Here is a 20858-nt window from a genome sequence, read left to right as displayed (position 1 = left end):
GCGTGCGGCGCGAGCCGCACGCAGGACAAAAGGGAGGATCCCCGCCGGTTGGCGGGGATCCTCCCTTTTTGTCTCTAACTGCTCGACGGCAGCTGGTGCCGGCGGGCAAGCAGCCCGGCAGGCCGCCGTCGTACGTTGCCTGCCGGACCGCTGTTGCTAGTTGACCTGGTTGATGATGGTTTCGGCAACCTCGCGCATGCTGAGGCGGCGGTCCATGGACGTCTTCTGGATCCAACGGAAGGCCTCAGGCTCGGTGAGGCCCATCTTGGTGGTGAGCAGGCTCTTGGCGCGCTCTACGAGCTTGCGGGTGGCGAACTGCTCCTGGAGGTCCGAGACCTCGTTTTCGAGGGCCTTGATCTCCTCATGGCGGGAGAGCGCGATTTCCAGGGCGGGGATGAGATCCGCGGGCGTGAACGGCTTGACCACGTAGGCCATGGCGCCGGCGTCGCGGGCGCGCTCCACGAGTTCCTTCTGGCTGAAGGCCGTCAGGAGGACTACGGGGGCGATACGGGCCTTGACGATCTTCTCGGCTGCCGAGATGCCGTCCATGACGGGCATCTTGACGTCCATCAGGACGAGGTCAGGCTTGAGTTCCTCGGCGAGCTGGACGGCCTTCTCGCCGTTGTCCGCTTCGCCGATGACGTCATAGCCCTCGCCCCGGAGGATTTCGATGATGTCCAGGCGGATAAGGGTCTCGTCCTCGGCGACAATAACGCGGCGCGCCGGCTGGGTGTTGGGGTTTGACTCCGTCTGTTCTGACACGGGAACTCCTTGAAAGGTACGGCGGGAACTAGTCCATCTTAGTTGTGCCCGCCGTTGTACTTGGAACTGCTTGGGTTCGTTGCGGCGTCACTGGCGCGATTCTGGAATTCAGCCTATCTGCATGTAGAGTAATTCCGCGCACTGGAAGCGATCGCGTTGCTCACAACGCTGCTGTGAGCCTAAGATTGTTACTTCCGTGTAATCCGCGCCCGAGTGGCGGAATTGGCAGACGCGCCGCACTCAAAATGCGGTATCGAAAGGTGTGTGGGTTCGAGTCCCACCTCGGGCACGCATAACCTCTCCTCAGAGGGGTTTTTGCTTTAATGTGTGGACATTTTGACTCGGCGGGTCCCTCCGACGTTGTCCGCGGTTTGTGCCTGGCGCCGCGGAGGCCTGTTTGGTTGTGTGGGTGGCGGGGTCAGGATTCTTGGTGGTGGGTCCTCCGCCTGCTGGGATCTAGGGCTATGTGGCGTCCCTTCTTGCTGTTTCCGGTGGCCGGTTGTTGGCCTTCACTCGTTCATGGCCAGGAGTTGTGGTGACGACATGACCAAGACGAACTTTCTTCGAGGATCTTCCTCGATAGCTGCCTTCTGCGAGCCAGGTAGCGTGCGCTCATCGCGTGTTTGTCCGGGCAAAGGGGTGTGCACATTGTGCACACTTTTGTGCACGGGCGGCTTTGGGGCCCTCATTTTGGTCCCTTGCTCATGGTTCTGCCTTCACCACTTTATAAAGTCGGCTGTTGCAGGCGACATGACTTTGCGGTCCGGATCGTAGGATTTCCTAGGACGCCCGGGGTTCAGCCGGAATGCCTTTTGGGCCCACCTGTGGCTGACCTAGGATCCGTCGTCAGGGTGAAGGTGTGTGGGATCCGGACTCTCCTTCCGGGGGCAGGTTTTGGTTGATCCGTAAGACCCGTCCATCGTTGGACGCGCGACTATCGTTTTCCTCCGATGCATAGGATCGGCGCCGTTGCCGCTAGGAAAGGCGTCCCGCTCAGACTTGCGGTAGATGGGGCGGCTTCCGCGGCCCTCAGAGGCGGGCTGGTCACCGAAGGTCGTTCCGGTGACACGGCGAGGAGCATGCTGGCGGCACTGGCGTTGTGGACGAGGCTGCTGGGTCGCTGCCGGGACCGGATGTGTCTGTCAGATTTGGGCGTCGTTCTGATACATGGAGTCACCGCTGGGTTGCGAGGTCCGGAACGCAACTTGGGGGACAGGGAGCGGTTCAACGTTTCGAGAGGAAATAAGCGACGGAGGGGCGCCGAACGAAACTTTGGATCGTGAGCGGCGCATAGCGCCCTGGTTGCGCGGAGGAACCGCCCAGCGATGATGGGGATCAGAATGACAACTGTGACATCAAGCCGAACGGCTCCGTCGAACCCTTGACCTGGCACCTATGGGAGACGCCCATATCCTGCCAGGTGTCGCGGTGTCGCGGTGTCGCGGTGTCGCGGTGCCGCCAGGGACGAGTCAGGTCTCAGGTTGCGGTCTAAGAGTTTGCCCACCCCTCGTCAGAAAAGCAGAATTAACTCTATTCGGACGACCCCTGGCAACCTGCTGACGTCCGGTTGGGGTGTGTTCCAACTTGGTTTGGTCTTCCGGCGTGCAACGCCTCCGACGGAGGCTGATCGTTGGGTGAGGCGGGCAGGCAACCCTGATTCTTCAGATTTCTGGAGACTGAATGACGGCCGGCGGCGTGCCGTCGCACGCACTTCTCGGCGGCCGTTTTAAGTGCCGGGCATCACTTGCCTCCCCAGGCAGCGATGGCTCGTTCGACATAAGTCGAGACGCTGGCGCGTATGTCGGTTTCGGGGTTGAGGAGCCATTGTAGACCGATGCCGTCCATCATGGCGGTGAGTAGCCGCACCTCGACCTCGATCTGCGCAGGGGAGAGGGGGGCGATATCCCCGGCCTCGACGGCTTCTTGCAAATGCGCTGAGAGGGTGCCCAGGTTTGCGATGTAGCGCTGGGTGATGAACGCGTGCCCCGGGTGGGCCGTGTTGGAGGCCTCGGCTGCGATGGTCGTGAATAGCTCGAGTAGGCCGCGGTTGTCCTGGTGGGCGGACATGACGTCTGGCAGCCGCCGGAAGTAGTCCAGGCCGCTGACGTCTGTGAGTCCGTTGTCCACGGTCCGTCGGTCCCATTCTTCCAGCACGGCCGTGAGCAGGCCTTCCTTGCTGCCGAAGCGCTGGATCAGGGTGGCGTGGTTGACCCCGGCCTGTTCGGCGATCGTGCGGAGGGAGCCGCCGGCGAAGCCGTGTTCGCCGAAGACGTCCATGGCGATGCCGACGAGCTGCTCGCGCCGGCGGATTCCTGTGCGGTAGGGGCCCCGTGTTCTGGTTTGCGCGCTTTCTGGCATGCCACTACTTTCTCATGACCGTTGCCTAAATATAACCAATCGGTTAGTGTTTAAATTCGAACACGGCCTGTAGCCGTCCGGGGCGTCCAGACAGATGGCTGCACGTGTCAGCCCGGTCCCGAAACTCGCAGATGGGAATCCTTTAGATGAAGTACTCCGTTCTCGGCCCGACCGGCGTGCGTGTGTCCCGCATCTGCGTGGGTACGGCGACTTTCGGCGTGGCACCGAGCGCAAACGAAGCTGATGGAGTCGTAGGAGCAGCCCTGGATCTGGGCATCAACTTCTTCGACACCGCTGACGTCTACGGCTCGACCCCGACGTTCGACCGGCCCGGGGCCCCGCCCGCCTCAGAGCGCGAGTCCGCGGAGGAGATCCTCGGTCGTGCCCTCGCCGGTCATCGGGACGAGGTGGTGCTGGCCACGAAGTCGGGGGAGCGCCGCTTCGACCCGGATGCCGGTCTCTCGCGCCGGTACATCATTCAGCAGGTCGAGCAGAGCCTGCGTCGGCTGCGTACTGACCGCATCGACCTCTATTACGCGCATTTCCCGGATCCGAACACGCCCCTGGAACAGACACTCGCCGTTTACGATGATCTGATCCGGCAGGGGAAGCTGCGCTATGTCGCCTTGTCCAACCATCCAGCGTGGCAGGTGACCGAGTCGCTGTGGATCGCCGATGACCGTCGGCTGGTGTCCGCTCCCGTGGCCGCGCAGGTGATGTACAGCCTCCTGGACCGAAGCGTCGAGAACGAGCTCAGTGGCGAGTGCGTGCGGTTCGGACTGTCGATCATTCCCTACGCGCCGCTGCATGGTGGCCTGTTGGCCGACCTGTCGGTGCTGGACCGCCCGATCGCCGGAGGCAAGCGCTACGGAGGACCCGGTTATTCGGAGTCCGAGATCGCGGTCGCCCGCAAGCTCGACCGGCTGGCCCGCGAGTGGGAGTTGGAAATGCAGCAGGTCTCGCTGGCCTGGCTGCTGTCCCGCCCGGCCGTTGCATCGGTGATCGTCGGAGCCGAGACCGTTGGGGAGCTCCGCGCCAACGCCTCGGCCGCCGATGTCGAGCTCACCCAGGAACAGTTGGATGCGGTCTCGGCGCTGACCGCCGGGACCAGGTCCTGATCGGAAGAGACAAGGAACACTGATGAAGAACTCACTTCTTGGCCAGACAGGTGTCACATAACAGTGTCCGTAAAGGATCCCCATGCGGGCTGCAGGACGACAAGGCGGCTGTGCTTACCAAGGGACGAACTGATATGCAAAACCTTTCAATCTTTTTGGAAAAGGTATTTCTGTTCGACAAATAGGAAGCCTAGCCTTGAATGAAGCGCACACTGTGTGATGCCAACCACCCGTAGCTGCCCGGAAGGGCAACGCAGAAACCCTTGACGAAATGTCCACGACAAAGGAGTCACCGTGACCACGGAAACCCAGGCAACCGCAGCCGCCTCAGGTGCAGGCGCAACTGCCCGCTTCAGGGAAAACAAGCACGTCAACGCAGCAACCAGCAAGGAACGCGTGAGCGCCCTCGCCGGCAGGATAATCAAAGCTATCAACGAAACCGTGATCGAGGAAAAAGTCAGTTATGACGAGTACAACGCTCTCAAAGCCTGGCTGATTCAGGTCGGTGAGGACGGCGAATGGCCGCTCTTTCTTGACGTCTGGGTGGAGCACTCGGTCGAAGAAGTTGCCAACGCCAACCGGCACGGCTCCAAAGGAACCATCGAAGGCCCCTACTACATCCCGAACGCGCCCGTTCAAAACTCACCAGCCACGCTGCCAATGCGGCATGACGAGTCGGGCACGCCGTTGCTGTTCCAGGGCCAGGTCACGAGCGTTGCCGGGCAGCCTCTGGCCGGCGCGTTGATTGAGCTGTGGCACGCTGATGACCTCGGGTTCTACTCCCAGTTTGCGCCGGGCCTGCCTGAATGGAACCTTCGCGGGTCCGTTATTGCCGACGCCGAAGGCAAATTCCAGATCAACACCATTCAGCCGGCCCCGTACCAGATTCCGACGGACGGCGCTTGTGGTGCCCTAATCGCCGCGGCCGGCTGGCACGCCTGGCGTCCGGCCCACCTGCACCTGAAGGTCTCGGCTCCGGGTCACCAACTCATCACCACCCAGTTGTACTTCCAGGGTGATGAGCACGTCGCAGACGACATCGCTTCAGCCGTCAAGCCGGAACTGATCCTAGCGCCGACCGACCGCACGGACGGCAAGGGACGGGAAGTCACCTACGACTTCGTCCTCGATCCGGAGAACTGATACAACTCCACGTATCGGAAGGTGGAGCCTCCGAAGGCATCGGTCGTCGGGTGGTCGGACTATTGCCACCCGGCGACTTTGCCGCGGTTGCTCCGATGCAGGGAAACGGAGTGACACATGACGTCCGTGACAACGATGCCCGTAGTTAACGACGAAATGGTCGACGAATTCTCAACGAGTCATCTGCCGTGGCAGTTGGATGTGGTTCGCGACGCGGCGTTGAAACACCGCGCGGCAGAATTTGGTGGGCTATGGGCTGTGGACTGCCGGCTGGGTGGCATGACAGGGCGGCGCGGCCAGCGGGAAATCAGCCAAACTGACGGAGATTACGTAGCCGTCCTATTGGTAAGGCGCGGCCGGGAAGTGTTTTCACAAGGGGGCAGACAGGCAGTTGTGGGACCAGGCAGTGCGGTCATGTGGGACGGAGTATTGCCCGGAGAGTGCTTCAGCGAGGGACCTCTCCTAAAAACAACACTCTTCATGCCCCGGCAGCTCTGCCTTGAGGCGTTGCCGCGCCTTGAATCACTTGTCGGGCGCCCCTTGAATAGCACGCCCAGCCTTCGTCTGTTGTTTGACTGGTTGCATACGTCGACAAGAGCGGTGGATCTGGACGAGGACTCAGCGGCGATGGCGGGACGGATAGCGGTCGATCTTTTGGCTTCCGCTATCGGCGCATCCTCCAACATCGTCTTCGACATAAAGACGATCCGCCTCATGGAAATCAAAGCCTTTGTCGAGTCCCGGCTGGGCGACTCCAGCCTTACCGTAGACGACATTGCTCACGGAAATGCAGTGTCGATCCGTTACCTCCATGCGCTGTTCGAGGGCACAGGGGAAACCTGCCGGGAATTTTTGATGCGTCGCCGCCGGGAAGTGGCGTACCAACTCCTCCTGTCACCCGCACCTGTCTCGGTCACCGAGGTGGCGCACCGGTGTGGTTTCGACAACCCGTCGTCGTTTAGTCGCGCCTTCCGTGCCGCATACGGCGTTTCCCCCCGCGAGGCACGGAACGCTCACCGCTCAATGTGATCTGAACGACTTTGTGCATATCCGGAACACTTCTGTGCACACGGCGGCAGGTTTTGCTTCCTCGAGTTTTCGATACTTGTGGAGGCGAGGAGATGCCTCCCGGTGACGAAGGAGTCCCAATTGACCAGTACCCTTAGCGAGCATGCCGTGAAACACGCCGCACTATTCCAGCCCGGACGAATCGGATCGATGTCCCTGAAAAACCGCTTCGTTCAGTCACCCATATTCACGCAGTATGCCGAGGTCGACGGGTATGCAGGCCCTCGCCTCATCGAGTATTTCCGGCAACGGGCCCGCGGTGGAGCAGGCCTTCTGATCACCGAGAACACCTCTGTTGACTGGCAGGTTGGCCGTACGGTCGGACACCCGATCCGGATCGACCATGACCGTTATCGGTCAGGTCTGGCCGACTTGGTGGAAGCGGTACACAATGAGGGCGCGAAAATTGCGGTGCAGTTGCACCATACGGGCCGGCAGAACTCGCAGGGCAATACCGAAGGCAATGTGCCCCCGATTGCGCCGACCGCCGGGATCACCAGTGCCTTTGGAACGGCGCCTCGCGCCATTGAGCTGGACGAGATTCCCGGCCTGGTCAATATGTACGCCCAAGGTGCCCGCCGCGCCAAGGAAGTTGGCTTCGACGCAGTGGAACTCCACGGCGCCCATGGATATCTGCTGGGTCAGTTCTTGTCGCCCAAGACCAACAAGCGCACGGACGGGTATGGAGGCTCGCTGGAAAACCGCGCCCGGTTCGCCCTCGAAGTGGTGCGGGCAGTTCGCGAACAGGTCGGTCCTGACTATCCGGTGATGTACCGGCTCAGTGTCGAGGAGCCGTACGAAAGCGGGCTCTCTTTGGACGACGGCCTGGCGTTCTGCCAAATGCTTGAAGAGCATGTGGACGCTTTGGACGTTTCGGCCGGCAACTATGACACGGCGGACGTTCTCCTACCCATGGTCCCGCCGGGCAACCTCCTGCACTACGCCAAAGAGGTGAAGAAGCGGGTCTCCGTGCCGGTCATCGGCGTCGGGCGTCTTGTCTGGTTACTGGATGAACTCAATGACGACGTCGCTGCCGGTGAATTGGACTTCGTCGCCATGGGACGGGCAGGTCTGGCTGATCCCACGATCGTTGAGAAGACCCGGCGTGGGGCAACGTCCAACATCCGTCGCTGCCTGGCGGTCAACGAGTGCATCTCCCGCTGGATGTTCAATGGCCAGCACACCCAGTGTGTTATCAACCCAGCGCTCTCCCAGGAGAAGCGGGCCGCCGAAGCCCGTCGGCAGGCTGTTCCCGCAAAGCGGGTCCTGGTCGTCGGAGCCGGCCCGGCCGGATGCGAGGCAGCCATTCTGGCCGCGGACCGGGGCCATGAAGTAACGCTGGTGGAGCGCGAGCAGGAGATCGGCGGTCAGTTGCGGGCCTGGGCTGCAGCTGAGGTCCTGAACAAGGAAGTATCAACGTTCGTCCAGTTCTACCGCGCCGAACTGGAGCGCACCGGCGTCGACGTGCGGCTCGGAACCGAGGTCACGGAAGCGGACATGGGCGGGTATGACACAGTCTTTCTCGCTACCGGCACCGAGAGTGCCGGTGCACCCCAGGGTGCAATCGATGCTGTGCAAATGCTGGCAGACCGCAGTGCGCCGGAGGCGAAGGAGGTGACCGTGCACGGAAACACTGAAACAGCTATGTTCGCAGCCCTGTGGCTAGCCGAACAGGGCCGGAAGGTAACGCTCAGCTCTCCCAGCGCGGACATTGGGCTCGATACGAATGACATGCAGCGAACCCATGTGAAGGGACTGCTCGCGGTTCGGAACGTCAACATTCGTACGGATCAGACGGCCCCTGTGGCAGGGACAGTGGTGTGGGCTCAGGACCGTACACCCAGCAATTTCCTGGCAGCGGCGGTCGACGACGGACGCATACGCACCATCGGCACACGCTTCCGGGGTGGCCGAATGTACGAGGCGACCCAGTCCGGTTTCTGGGCCGCAGCTGAGGTTTAGGAGGAGTACCAATGGTCATTCGCGCAATTGAACACATAGGCATCACAGTTCCTGATCTCGAACGGGCCACGGACTTCTTCGTGGACGCATTCGGAGCCGAAAAGATCTACGACATGCTCGACGAACCTTTGGCGGGGCCCGCTGTCGAGGCTGGTCTGGGCATCCCGCAAGGGGCGAGGATCGAGGCCATCCGTATGCTTCGTCTCGGAGACGGACCCAACCTGGAGTTGTTCACGTACTCCGGGGCTGCCCAGCGTGAGCCCGTCGTGCCGAGCGACTACGGACTTCAGCACTTTTGCGTCTACGTGGACGACATCGAGGAGGCTTCCACGCGGTTGGAAAAGGCCGGCGGTCAACTGCTCAGCGCGCCTGGCGATCTTCCCGGGGGTGACGCAGGGGAGGGCAACCGGTACCTCTACGCCCGCACCCCGTGGGGGAGCACGGTCGAACTCGTGACCTATCCCTCTCCGCAGGCTTACGAGTCGCGCACCCCGCTTCGCAGGTGGCGCCCCGCCAAATATGCCGATAACACGCACCAGGAATAACTCTCCGTCCGAAAAATACCGACGAGCTTCCGCAACACCCGAACGGCCGAGCCTGCAAACGGCTCGGCCGTTCGTGCTGCGTCAGGGGCATTCCACGCGCCGTAGGTGAGCGTGCCCAGCCGGAATTTACGCATGCGCGTTGCAACGGATACACGTAAGAAACGTGGAAACTGTGTACTTATGGCCAGAATACGAGAGTTCCGCCGCGCCGTGCTCCTCAATGAGCCTGGCCAGGATCCTGCGGGCAGTATGGCGCTGCTTCCTCGGCGCCGTCGTGTCCTCGGTGAGCATGGCGTCGATCGCCGTCTTGAACGGATCCAGCCGGGGCGATGACCTCACGGGCATCTTCCGCGCCGGCGGGACAGGATCCGACAATGCCTTCCGGACTGTGTCCCTGCCGATCTGATTCCGCTTTGCCAGCCCGCGGATTGACATGCCCTCAACGCGGGCGTCTCTGCGGATCTTGGCAAACAGCTCCATGCGCACCCTCATCCAGACCTCCAAATGCTCGCTTTCATCAGATGAAAACAACACTGGGGGTGGTCCTGACTGAAACCGTCACAAGCAACCGGCGAGTCGTCGGGGGTCCTGGTTCAAGCCGTCTCAGCGGTCCTGAACCAAACTGCCATATTCATAAGTAGCCAGCAACTTGCAACCGGTCAACTTCCTGTGGTTCTAATCTCATTTGCATTAGCAGCCTTCTTCTATAGGTTCGGCAGCTTTGCAATTGAATGCATCGCATTTCTCGTCACCTAGGCCGCGCTCGACTACCTGTCGGGATTCTTCTTCCGTCATGAGTCGACAAAGCAAGCTAGCCCATGCGAAGAGGAGCACGGTCAAGCTCGCGCGACGGGCGACCGCCGTCAGCGTCGCGCCCGCGCGACTGGCCGGACGCGAAAGCGCCCAACGCCGTCGTCGTTGAATGCCAAAAGCGCGGGGGTCGAAGAACCTTGAGATCTGACTGCTCGGGATCTGGCTGCCGTGTGTGTTGCGTGCCTAGAGGCCTATCAGTTCCCGGTGAACCGCGGCTCTCGCCGGTCGAAGAAGGCCGCTTTTCCTTCAGCGAAATCCTGCGAATAGTACAGCTCCCGCTGGATTCGTTGCTCGGCGGCGAGAGCGTCGTCGACATCCAGCCGTCCGGCCGCGAAGAAATCTTTGATCGCAGCCAGCGACCGCGGTGCGCGCCCCGCGAGCACGACGGCCACATCCACGGCCCGCTGCAGCGCTTGGCCTGCGGGGACCGCCTCGTCCGCAAGCCCCAGCGTGAGCGCCTCGCTGGCGCCGACAGGGTCGCCCAACATCAGTACCCGCTTGGCCGCAGACCGCCCGATCCGGTGAGACAGAGTGCCCATCACACCGCCATCGGGGAGCAGTCCTAGACGTGTAAACGGAAACAGCGCCTTTGCACCTTCTGCCATGATGACGATGTCGCAGGCCGCCATCAGCCCAACACTAATTCCGGCAGCCGGGCCCTCGACGGCGGCGATCATGGGTTTCGCGGATCCGGCCACCAACTGCACCAGCGTCCGGATCCGGCTCATCCGTTTATCGCTGTCTTCCTTCGTCGCGGGCGGCATCGCGGAAAGGTCTCCGCCTGAGCTGAACGCTCCGTCTGCCCCTGTGAGGACCGCAACGCGGACGGCGTCGTCCGCGGAAGCCGCAGCGAGGGCCGCGATCAGTTGTTCACGCATCAGTGTGGAAAGGGGGTTGCGGCGAGCCGGATCATTCAGCGTCACTACCAACACGCCGTCGTGCAGGGCGGTCAGCACCAGCCTTGCCGGGGGCATCATTGCCCCGATAATCGTTGGCCCGCACTTCGGCGGACAAGAAGACAAGTCATACGCGGGCTGCAATCGTGGCGCTAAGGCGTGACTGGATCAGCCCCTCGGCCTCCTGCACAATTCTGGCAACCAACTCTGAGCAGCCTGGCACATCGTGAATGAGCCCTTGGACCATACCAACGGTCCAGACACCGGACTCGGGATCGCCGTCTGTGTAGACCCGTCTGCCCCGGGACCCAGCCACCAAGTTCTTGACGTCCTCGAAGACACCGCCGTTCGCGAGGATCCCGACTGCCTCGCGGCTGACCGAGTTGCTTGCCACGCGCGAAGTATTGCGGAGTGGCCGGAAGATGAGCTCGGTGTCCAGCTCGGTGGCCGCTACGATCGCGTCCTTGATCTTTGGATGAATTGGAGATTCCTGGGTGCACATGAAGCGCGTCCCCATACTGATTCCTTCGGCTCCAAGCGCCAGCGCCGCGACCAACCCGCGGCCGTCGGCTATTCCTCCGGAAGCCAGTACCGGTATCCGGAGACGGGCGGTGGCTGCGGGAATCAGGACAAGGCCAGGGACGTCGTCCTCGCCCGGATGGCCGGCGCATTCGAACCCATCGATGCTGACAATATCTACACCCAGGGACTCGGCCTTGAGCGCATGCCGCACACTGGTGCACTTGTGGATGGTCCTGATCCCCTGCGCCTTGAAAACGTCAACAAATGGACCCGGATTGTTTCCGGCGGTCTCCACCACCGATACCTTTTCGTGGACGATCACGTCGCGGTACTCGTCATAGGGAGGAGGACTGATGGACGGCAGTATGGTCAGGTTCACTCCGAACGGGCGGTCCGTTAGTTCACGACAGCGTCTGATTTCACGCACCAGATTCTCTGGTGAGCCAGTGGTCAGCGCACTGATTATGCCGAGCGCGCCGGCGTTGGAAACGGCGGCCGCAAGTTCAGCGGTTGCCACCCACTGCATGCCGCCCTGCACCACGGGGTGTTCGATGCCCAGAATCTGCGTTGCCCGCGTTTTCATGACCAGTTGTCTTCCCCGGGAATCACGCCGTCAACCATGCGGCGGGTCCGCGACCCAGTCGGGTCGGGCCGGCGGACGTGGGCCGCCGTTGTGTAGACCGTGGACATCTTATGAATTCCACTGATTATTTAGGTTTGCTCTGCTCGTCCTGGGTCGCATCCCGTCCTACCGGTTGTCGTTCCGTGGGCGGTCGGGAAGCGCCGGAATGAGCAGGACCTTGCACGAATCCTGGGAAAGGAGTGCGATGGCCTCGTCGAGAGCGGACAGCGGAAGGCGGTGGGTGACGAACTTGGACAGGTCCAATCTTCCGCTGGCGACGAGTTCCGCGATCTGCTCCCACGTTCCCCAGAGAGAGCGCCCGAAGCTGCCTGTGAAAGTCAGCCCCTTCTTGATCAGGTACGCGGCGACGTCCAGTTCAATCGGTCTTCCTGGAATCCCCACGGCGACCACCGTTGCTTCCCTCCTGAGGGCTTCAAGGAGCGCCGGCAGCGCGGCCGGTACTCCTGAAGCCTCGAAGGCAACATCAAAACCAATTTTGTCGCCCGAAAGCTTCCGGCACGTCCCGACGACATCATCTTCGGGGGTAAGTGCTGTTGCGCCGAGGGCTTCGATGAGGCCTCTGCGGTACGCGTTGGGTTCCACAACGACAACATTGGCGGCACCCATGGCGCCGGCGATTGCGGCGATGAACAGGCCGACGGGCCCTCCGCCGCTGATCACAATGTCAGCCCCGGAGAGGTCGATCTTGGACCGTTGAATCGCGTGCATCGCGACCCCGGCCGGCTCGAGCAGGGCGCCCTGTTCCAGCGGAAAGTCTTCAGGCAGCTTGAAGCAGGCCCCTGCCGGCACTACGAGCCGCTCCGCAAAGCCGCCATCTACATGCAGGCCGAGGAGTTCCATGTTCAGGCAATTATGGGCGTCACCGGTTCGACAGGGGTAGCAGTCCCAGCAGGCGACGTGGGACTCGAGCGCCACCGTGTCGCCCACTTCGAGGGATTCAACACCCGAGCCGACTTCAATGACGGTGCCGGCACACTCATGCCCCAGCACGACGGGAATCATGAGGTTGAATGCCTGCGCCATCGGTGAGTACTCGTACAGTGCGCGGTCGGTTCCGCAGACCGAGGCAGCAGCGACTTGAATCTTTACCTTCCCGGCCGAGACCTCCGGTTCGGCATAGGCCGTGACGAACTCGACGCCGCGCTCGGGCCGTGCCTTGACCACGGCACGCATGGTGCTGCCGACATGGGCGGCTTCTGCCTCGGGAGCACGAAGGGATGTCATTCTCGGAACCTGTCTGTTGGGATTTTGGCGCGAAATGTGGGGACGTGGGTGCAAAAGGGGGTGCCCCCGTCGGCTCGGCAGAGGCACCTCGCTTCATCCCCGGGAGTCGGCGTTTCAGCCGAAGACCACGCCTCCGTTGACGTGAAGGATCTGTCCCGTGATGGTGCCGGCGTCGGGTGCCAGGAGGAAGGAGATGGCGGCGGCAATTTCCTCCGGCTTTGAGAGGCGTCCCAGGAGTGACATTCCGGCGATCCTGTCGCGGTCGGTGTCGCTCAATACATCGGTCATCGGGGTTTCCGTTGCCCCGGGGGCGACCATGTTTACGCGCACCCGGTGGGGGGCTAGTTCGCGGGCGTAACCGCGAACCAGTCCGATGAGAGCGGCTTTGGAGGTGGCGTAGGCGCCGTTTCCCATCAGTCCGCCTCCGGTGAACGCGGCGGCGCTGCCTAGGACGACGACGGTTCCCAAGGCGCCTGCGCGGATAAGGTGCGGCCCCGCGGCGGAAATCGTGTTCTGGACCCCGATCACGTTAATGTCGAGCACCCGCCGGAATTCGGCGACATCGATGTCGAGCAACGGTGACCGGCTGACTATGCCGGCGGCGGCGACGACACCCGTCAAGCTCCCCCCTTCCGCGAATTGATCGGCGGCGCGCCGCATAGCGTCGGCGTCGGTCACATCGGCGGCAATCGCGAGGTGTCCGTCCCCATCCAGCGTCGCTACTGCTTCTGCGGCGGCCGTGGGGTTGATATCCACGATGGCTACGCGGGCACCTCTGGCCGCAGCCAGGCGTGCACAAGTCAGGCCGATGCCCGATGCGCCGCCGGTGATGAGTACAGCTTCGTCTTTCACAGACTGGGGTTGATTCACGTTACGTGCTCCTGATGTTCATTTCTTAGAGGATTGCCATTGCGTTGGCGGGGCTGCCGACGCCACCTAACAGGTTCAGCGGCTGTGCGGTGAGGAATACGTCGTACCGTCCCCGCAGGGTGCAGGCGGCGGCAAGTTCGTCGAGTACCCAGAGTTCACCGATGGTGAGTCCCAGCAGCGGGATGAGGATGCGGTGCAGCATCCCGCTGTGACTGGATTTCGGCATCGTACCGGTGAGTTCTGCGTCGACGGTGAGGTTCGAATCTGTCGCCGGCCATGCCTCGAGCGCGATGTTGTCCGACGCCGCCACCGAAACCTGGTGATCCCAAAGCCAGGCCGCCGTGTCTTCCGACTGGCGAAGGCCCGGCGAGCGAAGGACACCATCGGAACGATCAGGGCCCTGCCGGAAGTACTTCAGCCATCCGGTGCGGATCATGATGATGTCACCGGGATGAATCGAACTCCCTTGCCACTCGAGCGTTGCGTCAAGGTCCTCGACGGGAATCTGTTCGTTGCGGGTCTGGTCGATGGGACGGCCGACCGCTTCGCGGTAGGCGCCCACATCGATGAGCAATCCTCTTCCTGCAATTCCGCGTTGCGCGACCGCCTGGACGCCTAGGTCGGGTTGACCGGCAACCAGCCCCGTGGGATCGGAGTCGTTGTAGAAGCCGCGGTCCGGGTGTCCGAAGTGTCGAAGTCCGTCGATCTGCGTGGACGCCTGCAGGAACAGGTTGTCGATTCGGTCATCGCGGTGGAAGTCATTCAAACCGAACACGGTGTGTTCAATTGATCCTCGGTGGGCGATGATCGGCGGGTCGAACTCGGCTAACGGAAGGTTGAGCGGTACGACGTCGCCTGTCACGATGCTCCCGCGTGCGGCGAGCACGCGTTCGGGACTGAGGTGGTTGAGCGTGCCGAGCTGATCTGCCGGGCCCCACAGGCCCCACGCCGTTCCCCGCAGCCGTCCGGGGCGATCGAGTAGCTGGTCGAACCGGGGGAACTCACCCCCTGAGGTATGCGGAAGGGCTTGAGGAGTCGTCATCGGCTGGTTCAGGATTCGCCCTCGGTCATGACCTGGTGGATCTCGATCATGTTGCCGGCGGGGTCCGTGAAGAAGATCTGGTGCCAGCCCTCGACCGACCAGATGCCCCAGTCGTCGAACGGGATGTTGTGCTCGGTCAAGCGCGCCTTAACCGCCTCAATGTCATCGGTCCGGAATGCGAAGTGCCCTCCGATCAGCGGGTTGACCGAATGTCCTTCCTGCGCCGCGAGGTATGGCTGGCGCTGGGTGGCGTGAATCTGCAGCTCATTCGGGTCGCCGGCGTCGAAGAACTTGGCGGCACTGTCCCACTCGGCGTCACCGTCGATGTCCTTGTCCGCGTTCTTGGAAGTGGCGATCATCGCAGGGGAGGGGAGCTGGTCGAGTCCCAGGGCCTTTCCGTAGAAGTCGGTCAGCAGTGACATGTCATCTGAGGTGACGTTGACGTGGTGGAGACGGAGGTAAACCATGATTGATCCTTTGATTGATGGGTTTGGGATTGGGAGGGCAAGTTTTGAAGGGTGTCAGAGGTCGACGCGGTAGCGGGCGACCTTCTCCGGATCGAGTCGGATGCCGAGGCCGGGCCCGTCGGGGACCCGCATGTGCCCATTCTCGATCAGAAGTGGTTCCTGGAGTAGCCCGTCGGCCATGTCCAGGTAGTTGGACAGTTCTGCGGCGGACCGTGCGGTGATCTCTTGGGATGCGCCGAACACGAGGGAACAGACTGTGCCGAGGTGCGCGTCGATCTGGTTACCGATGACTGCTTCGATGCCGAGACCCTCGGCAAGGTGGGAGACGCGGAGCGAGTCGGAGAATCCTGTCCGGGCTGTCTTAATGCTCACCGCGGTGGCCGCACCCGCGAGGATTTCGCGGGTGACGTCTGCGGGGGTCGGAGCGCTCTCGTCGGCGACGAACGGGATTGGGCATTGCGAGACGAGCCAGCGTCTGCCCAGTACGTCATCGGCGGGGCAGAGTTCTTCGACGCGGCTGAGGCCGACGTCTTCGAGCTGACGGACCGCTAGGGCGGATTCCGCTGCTGTCCATCCGCGGTTCCCGTCGATGTAGAGTTCGGCATCTGGCCCGAGGGCTTCGCGGACGGCTTTGCAGACGGCCACGTCCAGGGGGATGGGGCGGCGTCCGACCTTGATCTTGAAGCTCGAGATGCCGAGCGTCTCGCGCAGTTGGATGGCTTCGGCGGCTACGACCTCGGGATCATCGAATCCCAGCATGTGGCTGACTTGGAGCTGGTCGGTGAAGCCTCCGAGAAGGCTGTGGACCGGGGTGTCGATCGTCTTGCCCCATGCGTCCCACATGGCCATGTTGATTGCGGCTTTGGCGGTGGGGTTTCCGACTGTTCGTGCCAGCCGTGACCGGACCAGTTCGCGGTCGAGGATTGACAGTCCGATGATGGCGGGTGCGAAGATCTGCTCGATCACGGCCACGATCGACGCTTGCGTCTCACCGTAGGTGTAGGGGCGCGGGGGTGCTTCGGCGATTCCGACTATCCCGTCGCTGGTGACGACTTCCACGAGGACGTTGTCTGCGATGTCGATCGATCCGCTCGCGAAACGAAGCGGTTTGCGATAGGGGATCGCATACGGCACGGTGCGTACTTCGACGATGCGTGCCGCCCTTGACGGCTCATGGCCCGGAGCCGCTGTATGGGTGGCTGTTTGAACTAGCAAAGTTTCGGTCATCCTTCGGTGTGCGGATTGGCGGCTGTCCGTGCAGCCGATTCGGTAGTCAAAGTTCCGCGGAGTCCTCCGGTGTGGCGGTCGGCCCATCCGATCAGGAAGTAGTTGAAAACTGCTGCGAGGGCAAAGAAACCGGACATGACCAGCAGGCCCGCGGAGGTCGTTCCGGTGAGGTCGGTCAGCCATCCCAGAATGTACGGGCCAACGAGGCCGCTGACGTTACCAACGCAGTTGACCAGTGCGATGGAGACCGCGGCCAGTGCGCCGGCATAGACCTGCGCGACGGTGGCCTGGAACGTGGAGAGGACGGCGAAGAAGCCGGCAGCAGCGACGCTCACGCCGATAAGTGACAGGAAGGGGTTCCCTGAGAGAACTCCGATGAGGAGTCCCAGCGCGGCGGCAACCATCGGGATGGTGAGGTGCCAACGACGTTCACCCGTCCGGGAGATGCTGCGGAGAATAACAAACATGACGATTGCCGAGAAGATCCATGGAAGCGCGGAGACGTACCCGGATCCGACAGCATCGAGATGGAATTGCTCCTTGACGATTGTGGGGAGGAAGTACGTGATCGACCAGAATCCGATCAGGATGAAGAAGTACGTGACCGCGAACGCCCAGAGTGAGGGCCTGCGCAGCGCCGCCGGAAGCTGTTTGAGTTCGTGGGCTCCGGAATCCGCGCGCTGTGTGACGTTCTGCGCAAGGTATGCCTTTTCTCGTTCGTCGAGCCAGGAAGCTTTTGCAGGCGAGGAAGGCAGGACGAAGAAGATGACGACGGCGAGGAGGATTGCCGGGAGACCTTCGAGGAAGAACACCCACCGCCATCCGGCGATGCCGGCGACGCCGTTCATGAGAAGGATCGATGACGTAACCACGGAGCCGACCGCCAGTGCGACCGGTACAGCGAGGTTGAGCCACGACATTGCCTTCGGCAGCAGACGGGCCGGGCACCAGAGAGCGAGGAAGAGCATCGCCCCGGGGGAGTAGCCGGCCTCAGCCAATCCGAGCAGGAACCGCATGATGTAGAGGGTGACATCGTTCTGCATCCATGCCATGGCGATGGTCACGACACCCCAGGAGACCATGATCCGCGCCAGCCAGATCCGTGCGCCCACCTTGGCGAGGAACATGTTCGAGGGGATCTCGAACAAAAGATAGCCGATGTAGAAGAATCCGGCCGCGAGGCCGAATGTCGCAGCAGTCAGGCCCAGGTCCTTGGACAGCGGGCCCGCGATCACACCGAGATTGGCGCGGTCTATATAGGAGATGAACATTCCGAGCATTAGGAGCGGAAGAACCTTGACCGTCACTTTTCGGAAGACGCGGGCCTCGATGCCCGGATCCACCGCCACAGGAGTTGTTGTCATCGCAATTGTCTCTCTTCATTGAGGGCGTGTGATTTGGTGCCTTCACAAGAGACTAGCTAGAGATTCTTCTCAATAGAAATACCAATTGCCTCTTATTTGAGAGCGAAACCAGAAAGATCGGGGGTGGGTAGAGCCGACTCCGAGACCTTCAGGACTGCCGCAAGCGCAGGGGACTGGTCATCCTTGCGCCAGGTCAGCGTTGCGAACATATGGCTGGGGTTAATGTCGACCAGTTCCCGGTAGACGATTCCGACGGACTGCGCCGGCGTCACGGAACTCAGGGTGATGGTGATGCCCGCCCCGGCAGCGACAAGGGCAAGCGCGGTCGCCGAGTCGGGCGATACCTGGACCACCCGTGGCCGGAACCCGGCAGTGACGCAGAGGGCAAACATGGTCGCCTGGAGAATTGATCCGGTGTCAGAGGGAAGGCTGACAAAGTCCTCGTCGTGAAGGTCCGCCAGCGAAAGATTGGGCTGATTGGCTCGTGGATGCCCCTCCGGCAGTGCACACAAAATCTGCTCCACTTCGACGACGCGCGATTCGAGCTCCGGGTGCGGCGTAGGAAGGCGGGCGAAAGCAAGATCCAGCGAGCCCTCAAGGAGCTTGTCCAGCGCCGTATATACGTAGGTCTGCGATTCCAGCTGCAACTCGATTCCGGGATGCGACTCCCGCACCGCCCGGGTCAGCAGCGGAAGCGCGCGCTGGCTCGAGGCCCCGGCGAAGGCGATCCGCACCCGACCCTGGTCTCCGGCGACGATCGATTCAGCGAGATTCTGGACCGCAACAACCTGGCTGAGCACCTTTCGTGCCGGAACGAGCAACCTTGAGCCTGCATCGGTCAGCGCAACGCTGCGCGTGCTTCGCTCGAACAGCTGTAGGCCGAGACTTTGTTCGAGCTGCTTAATGCGCGCACTAAGAGGCGGCTGAGACATGTGCAGCTTCGCCGCCGCCCTGCCGAAATGGAGTTCTTCGGCTACAACGGCGAAAGCCTCAAGATCTTTAATATCCACGACTACGTGCTCCCTGATTCGATTATTCTGTTCTAGGGATCAGATTAGCCTTAATTAGTATCAAAGTCAGGTACTATCCCGGTCTCTGGGGGCGGATACTAGAGAGCGTGTGTTGCGCCGAAGCAACAGCGTTCCGCTCATGCCGATGTGTGCGGAGGAAGGAAAATCTCATGGTCGAACGTCTTCTGGTTACCGGCGGAGCGTCGGGAATCGGACGCGCAATCGCACTGCACGGACTCGAGCAGGGATGGGAGGTCGTAATCCTTGACAGGCAGCACGCCGGCGTCGGTCGCTCAATTATCGCGGACCTCTCCGACGTCGAGAGCACAGCGGAAGCCTTGGAAACGGCCCTGTCGGAGGGTCCCATTACACGCCTGGTCAACAACGTTGGCGCCGTTTTCCCGGCCCCGCTCCGGGAGCAGACTCTGGGCCAACTTGATCAATCACACGCACTAAACCTCCGATGTGCCGTGCAGTGCACCCAAAGTGTCCTCGACGGCATGACAGAAGCTGGATTCGGTCGTATCGTCAACATGTCGTCGCGCGCTGCTCTGGGGAAGGAACTGCGCACCGCCTACGCTGCCGCTAAGGCCGGCCTTATCGGCTTGACCCGGACGTGGGCTCTGGAACTCGGAGGGGCCGGGATTACGGTGAACGCGATCGGGCCTGGACCGATCGCCACCGAGTTGTTCATGAACGCAAATCCGGAAGACTCGCCGCAGACCAAAGCCATCATTTCGTCCGTTCCCGTGGGCAGGCTCGGCCAGCCCGATGACATCGCTAACGCTGCCGGCTTCTTCCTCGACGAGCGATCCGGGTTCGTAACGGGCCAGACGCTGTATGTCTGTGGCGGACTTACGGTCGGGTCGAATCCCATGTGAGGTCATTAAGGACCTTGTGAACACAGTGTCCGGGCGAACCCCCGGCGAAAATCGACGCTCCGGAGCATGGCGGATCGCGCCGCGAAGAATGTACAACCCTCATTGCCCAAGGAGGCGCAATTGACTGGTCATGAAAAGTCGTTTCGTACCACAGACGGTGTTCGCCTTGTCTATGACGACCACGGCTCCGGCCCCGCCGTCCTGCTCGTACACGGGTTTACGTGCAGGGCCGCGCACTGGGCGTTGCAGCGCGAGGCTTTGGTCGCGGCAGGCTACAGAACCCTTGCCCTCGACCTCAGATTCCATGGCCGATCGGACTTCCCCGCCAGCGGCCAACGAGTCTCACGCCTGGGCAAAGACCTCGGAGAGCTGATCGAGCACCTGGGGCTAGACGAGGTTGCGCTGATCGGTCACTCCCTGGGCGTCTCCGTCTGCCTGGCATTCTTTGACTTGTACGGAACGGATCGCGTTCGCGCGTTCGTAGCAATCGATCAGTCGCCAAAAATCGTTAACGACGAGTCCTGGACATGGGGCGTCAGGTCCGTCGAGTGGTCCAACGTGTGGGACTCCGTCAACGGGCGCTTTCAATGGGGCAACCCGTCGCTGGAGCCCCCTATGCCAGCCCACGTCACGCAACTTTTCTCTGAGGCGGGGGGGCTTACCGAATTTCCGGAGGGCGCTGTACTCCAACTTATGGTGGATCACTTCACGGCGGACTGGCGGGACGTTGCACGGACCGTGAATGTTCCGTCCTGGGTAGCCACGGGCCGCTTCTCGCCTTCTTTCCCGCTTGAGGGCATGCAGTGGCTGGCAGACAACATGCCCAAATCCTCCCTCTCCGTTTTCGAAAACAGCGGCCACTGCCCGCACTGGAACGAGCCGGAAGAGTTTAACCGGGAATTGCTCGCCTTCCTGGGAACCAGCTTGTAGAAGGTTTTCGGTC

The 20858-nt window shown here is 61.9% G+C and carries 18 protein-coding genes, 1 tRNA gene and 1 pseudogene; 8 read left to right on the top strand and 12 right to left on the bottom strand.

All coding sequences use genetic code 11. The features are described 5' to 3' along the window. Positions 1-156: 156 nt before the first annotated feature. Positions 157-762 carry an ANTAR domain-containing response regulator gene (locus ACFVWT_RS17255; protein ID WP_011691554.1) on the bottom strand — a complete coding sequence of 202 codons (606 nt, stop codon included), beginning with the start codon at positions 760-762 and terminating at the stop codon, positions 157-159. A gap of 207 nt (positions 763-969) precedes the next feature. Between ACFVWT_RS17255 and ACFVWT_RS17250 the strand changes: the two genes are divergently transcribed. Next, positions 970-1051 (top strand) — tRNA-Leu (locus ACFVWT_RS17250). Between the two features lie 1451 nt (positions 1052-2502). Here ACFVWT_RS17250 and ACFVWT_RS17245 read toward each other — a convergent pair. Further along, positions 2503-3120, bottom strand: coding sequence for a TetR/AcrR family transcriptional regulator (locus ACFVWT_RS17245; RefSeq protein ID WP_390249963.1), 618 nt, complete (start codon positions 3118-3120; stop codon positions 2503-2505). A 146-nt stretch (positions 3121-3266) separates the two neighbouring features. Between ACFVWT_RS17245 and ACFVWT_RS17240 the strand changes: the two genes are divergently transcribed. The 5 genes from ACFVWT_RS17240 to ACFVWT_RS17220 all read left to right on the top strand — a co-directional run bounded on the left by ACFVWT_RS17240 (position 3267) and on the right by ACFVWT_RS17220 (position 8956). Beyond that, a complete protein-coding gene (locus ACFVWT_RS17240; RefSeq protein ID WP_390249961.1) occupies positions 3267-4238 on the top strand; it encodes an aldo/keto reductase in 972 nt (323 codons plus the stop codon). A gap of 294 nt (positions 4239-4532) precedes the next feature. Next, a complete protein-coding gene (catA, locus tag ACFVWT_RS17235; protein ID WP_390249959.1) occupies positions 4533-5381 on the top strand; it encodes a catechol 1,2-dioxygenase in 849 nt (282 codons plus the stop codon). 117 nt (positions 5382-5498) lie between these two features. Continuing rightward, positions 5499-6410, top strand: coding sequence for a helix-turn-helix domain-containing protein (locus ACFVWT_RS17230; protein ID WP_390249957.1), 912 nt, complete (start codon positions 5499-5501; stop codon positions 6408-6410). 120 nt (positions 6411-6530) lie between these two features. Next, positions 6531-8411 carry an FAD-dependent oxidoreductase gene (locus ACFVWT_RS17225; RefSeq protein WP_390249955.1) on the top strand — a complete coding sequence of 627 codons (1881 nt, stop codon included), beginning with the start codon at positions 6531-6533 and terminating at the stop codon, positions 8409-8411. An 11-nt stretch (positions 8412-8422) separates the two neighbouring features. Continuing rightward, positions 8423-8956, top strand: a complete 534-nt coding sequence (locus tag ACFVWT_RS17220; protein WP_390249953.1) for a VOC family protein — start codon at positions 8423-8425, stop codon at positions 8954-8956. 186 nt (positions 8957-9142) lie between these two features. Here the strand turns inward: ACFVWT_RS17220 and ACFVWT_RS17215 are convergent. The 10 genes and pseudogenes from ACFVWT_RS17215 to ACFVWT_RS17170 form a co-directional block, all read right to left on the bottom strand. Beyond that, positions 9143-9448: pseudogene (locus ACFVWT_RS17215) on the bottom strand (IS21 family transposase); the annotation flags it as partial. Between the two features lie 515 nt (positions 9449-9963). After that, complete coding sequence (locus tag ACFVWT_RS17210) at positions 9964-10746, bottom strand: enoyl-CoA hydratase/isomerase family protein (RefSeq protein ID WP_390249951.1); 783 nt, start codon at positions 10744-10746, stop codon at positions 9964-9966. A 46-nt stretch (positions 10747-10792) separates the two neighbouring features. Beyond that, positions 10793-11770: an NAD(P)H-dependent flavin oxidoreductase gene (locus ACFVWT_RS17205; protein WP_390249949.1), complete on the bottom strand. Its 978-nt coding sequence runs from the start codon at positions 11768-11770 to the stop codon at positions 10793-10795. 165 nt (positions 11771-11935) lie between these two features. After that, positions 11936-13054 carry a zinc-binding dehydrogenase gene (locus tag ACFVWT_RS17200; protein WP_390249947.1) on the bottom strand — a complete coding sequence of 373 codons (1119 nt, stop codon included), beginning with the start codon at positions 13052-13054 and terminating at the stop codon, positions 11936-11938. Between the two features lie 114 nt (positions 13055-13168). Continuing rightward, positions 13169-13924, bottom strand: a complete 756-nt coding sequence (locus tag ACFVWT_RS17195; RefSeq protein ID WP_390249945.1) for an SDR family NAD(P)-dependent oxidoreductase — start codon at positions 13922-13924, stop codon at positions 13169-13171. A 25-nt stretch (positions 13925-13949) separates the two neighbouring features. After that, positions 13950-14966: a cyclase family protein gene (locus tag ACFVWT_RS17190; protein ID WP_390249943.1), complete on the bottom strand. Its 1017-nt coding sequence runs from the start codon at positions 14964-14966 to the stop codon at positions 13950-13952. An 8-nt stretch (positions 14967-14974) separates the two neighbouring features. Then, on the bottom strand, positions 14975-15433 hold the full coding sequence (locus ACFVWT_RS17185; RefSeq protein WP_390249941.1) for a VOC family protein: 459 nt from the start codon (positions 15431-15433) through the stop codon (positions 14975-14977). A gap of 54 nt (positions 15434-15487) precedes the next feature. Then, positions 15488-16648, bottom strand: a complete 1161-nt coding sequence (locus ACFVWT_RS17180; RefSeq protein WP_390249939.1) for a mandelate racemase/muconate lactonizing enzyme family protein — start codon at positions 16646-16648, stop codon at positions 15488-15490. Positions 16649-16656: 8 nt separating this feature from the next. Beyond that, positions 16657-18024 carry an MFS transporter gene (locus ACFVWT_RS17175; RefSeq protein ID WP_390249937.1) on the bottom strand — a complete coding sequence of 456 codons (1368 nt, stop codon included), beginning with the start codon at positions 18022-18024 and terminating at the stop codon, positions 16657-16659. Between the two features lie 92 nt (positions 18025-18116). Beyond that, a complete protein-coding gene (locus ACFVWT_RS17170) occupies positions 18117-19034 on the bottom strand; it encodes a LysR substrate-binding domain-containing protein (RefSeq protein WP_390249935.1) in 918 nt (305 codons plus the stop codon). Between the two features lie 170 nt (positions 19035-19204). On the opposite strand from ACFVWT_RS17170, the gene ACFVWT_RS17165 reads away from it, so the two are divergent. After that, complete coding sequence (locus ACFVWT_RS17165) at positions 19205-19915, top strand: SDR family oxidoreductase (RefSeq protein ID WP_390249933.1); 711 nt, start codon at positions 19205-19207, stop codon at positions 19913-19915. 66 nt (positions 19916-19981) lie between these two features. After that, positions 19982-20845, top strand: a complete 864-nt coding sequence (locus tag ACFVWT_RS17160) for an alpha/beta fold hydrolase (protein WP_390249931.1) — start codon at positions 19982-19984, stop codon at positions 20843-20845. Positions 20846-20858: the final 13 nt, after the last annotated feature.

The sequence above is a fragment of the Arthrobacter sp. NPDC058288 genome (assembly GCF_042880995.1).
Taxonomy (GTDB): Bacteria; Actinomycetota; Actinomycetes; order Actinomycetales; family Micrococcaceae; genus Arthrobacter.
The sequence above is the reverse complement of the archived record's forward strand: the minus strand, read 5'-3'. Positions and strand labels throughout refer to the sequence as shown.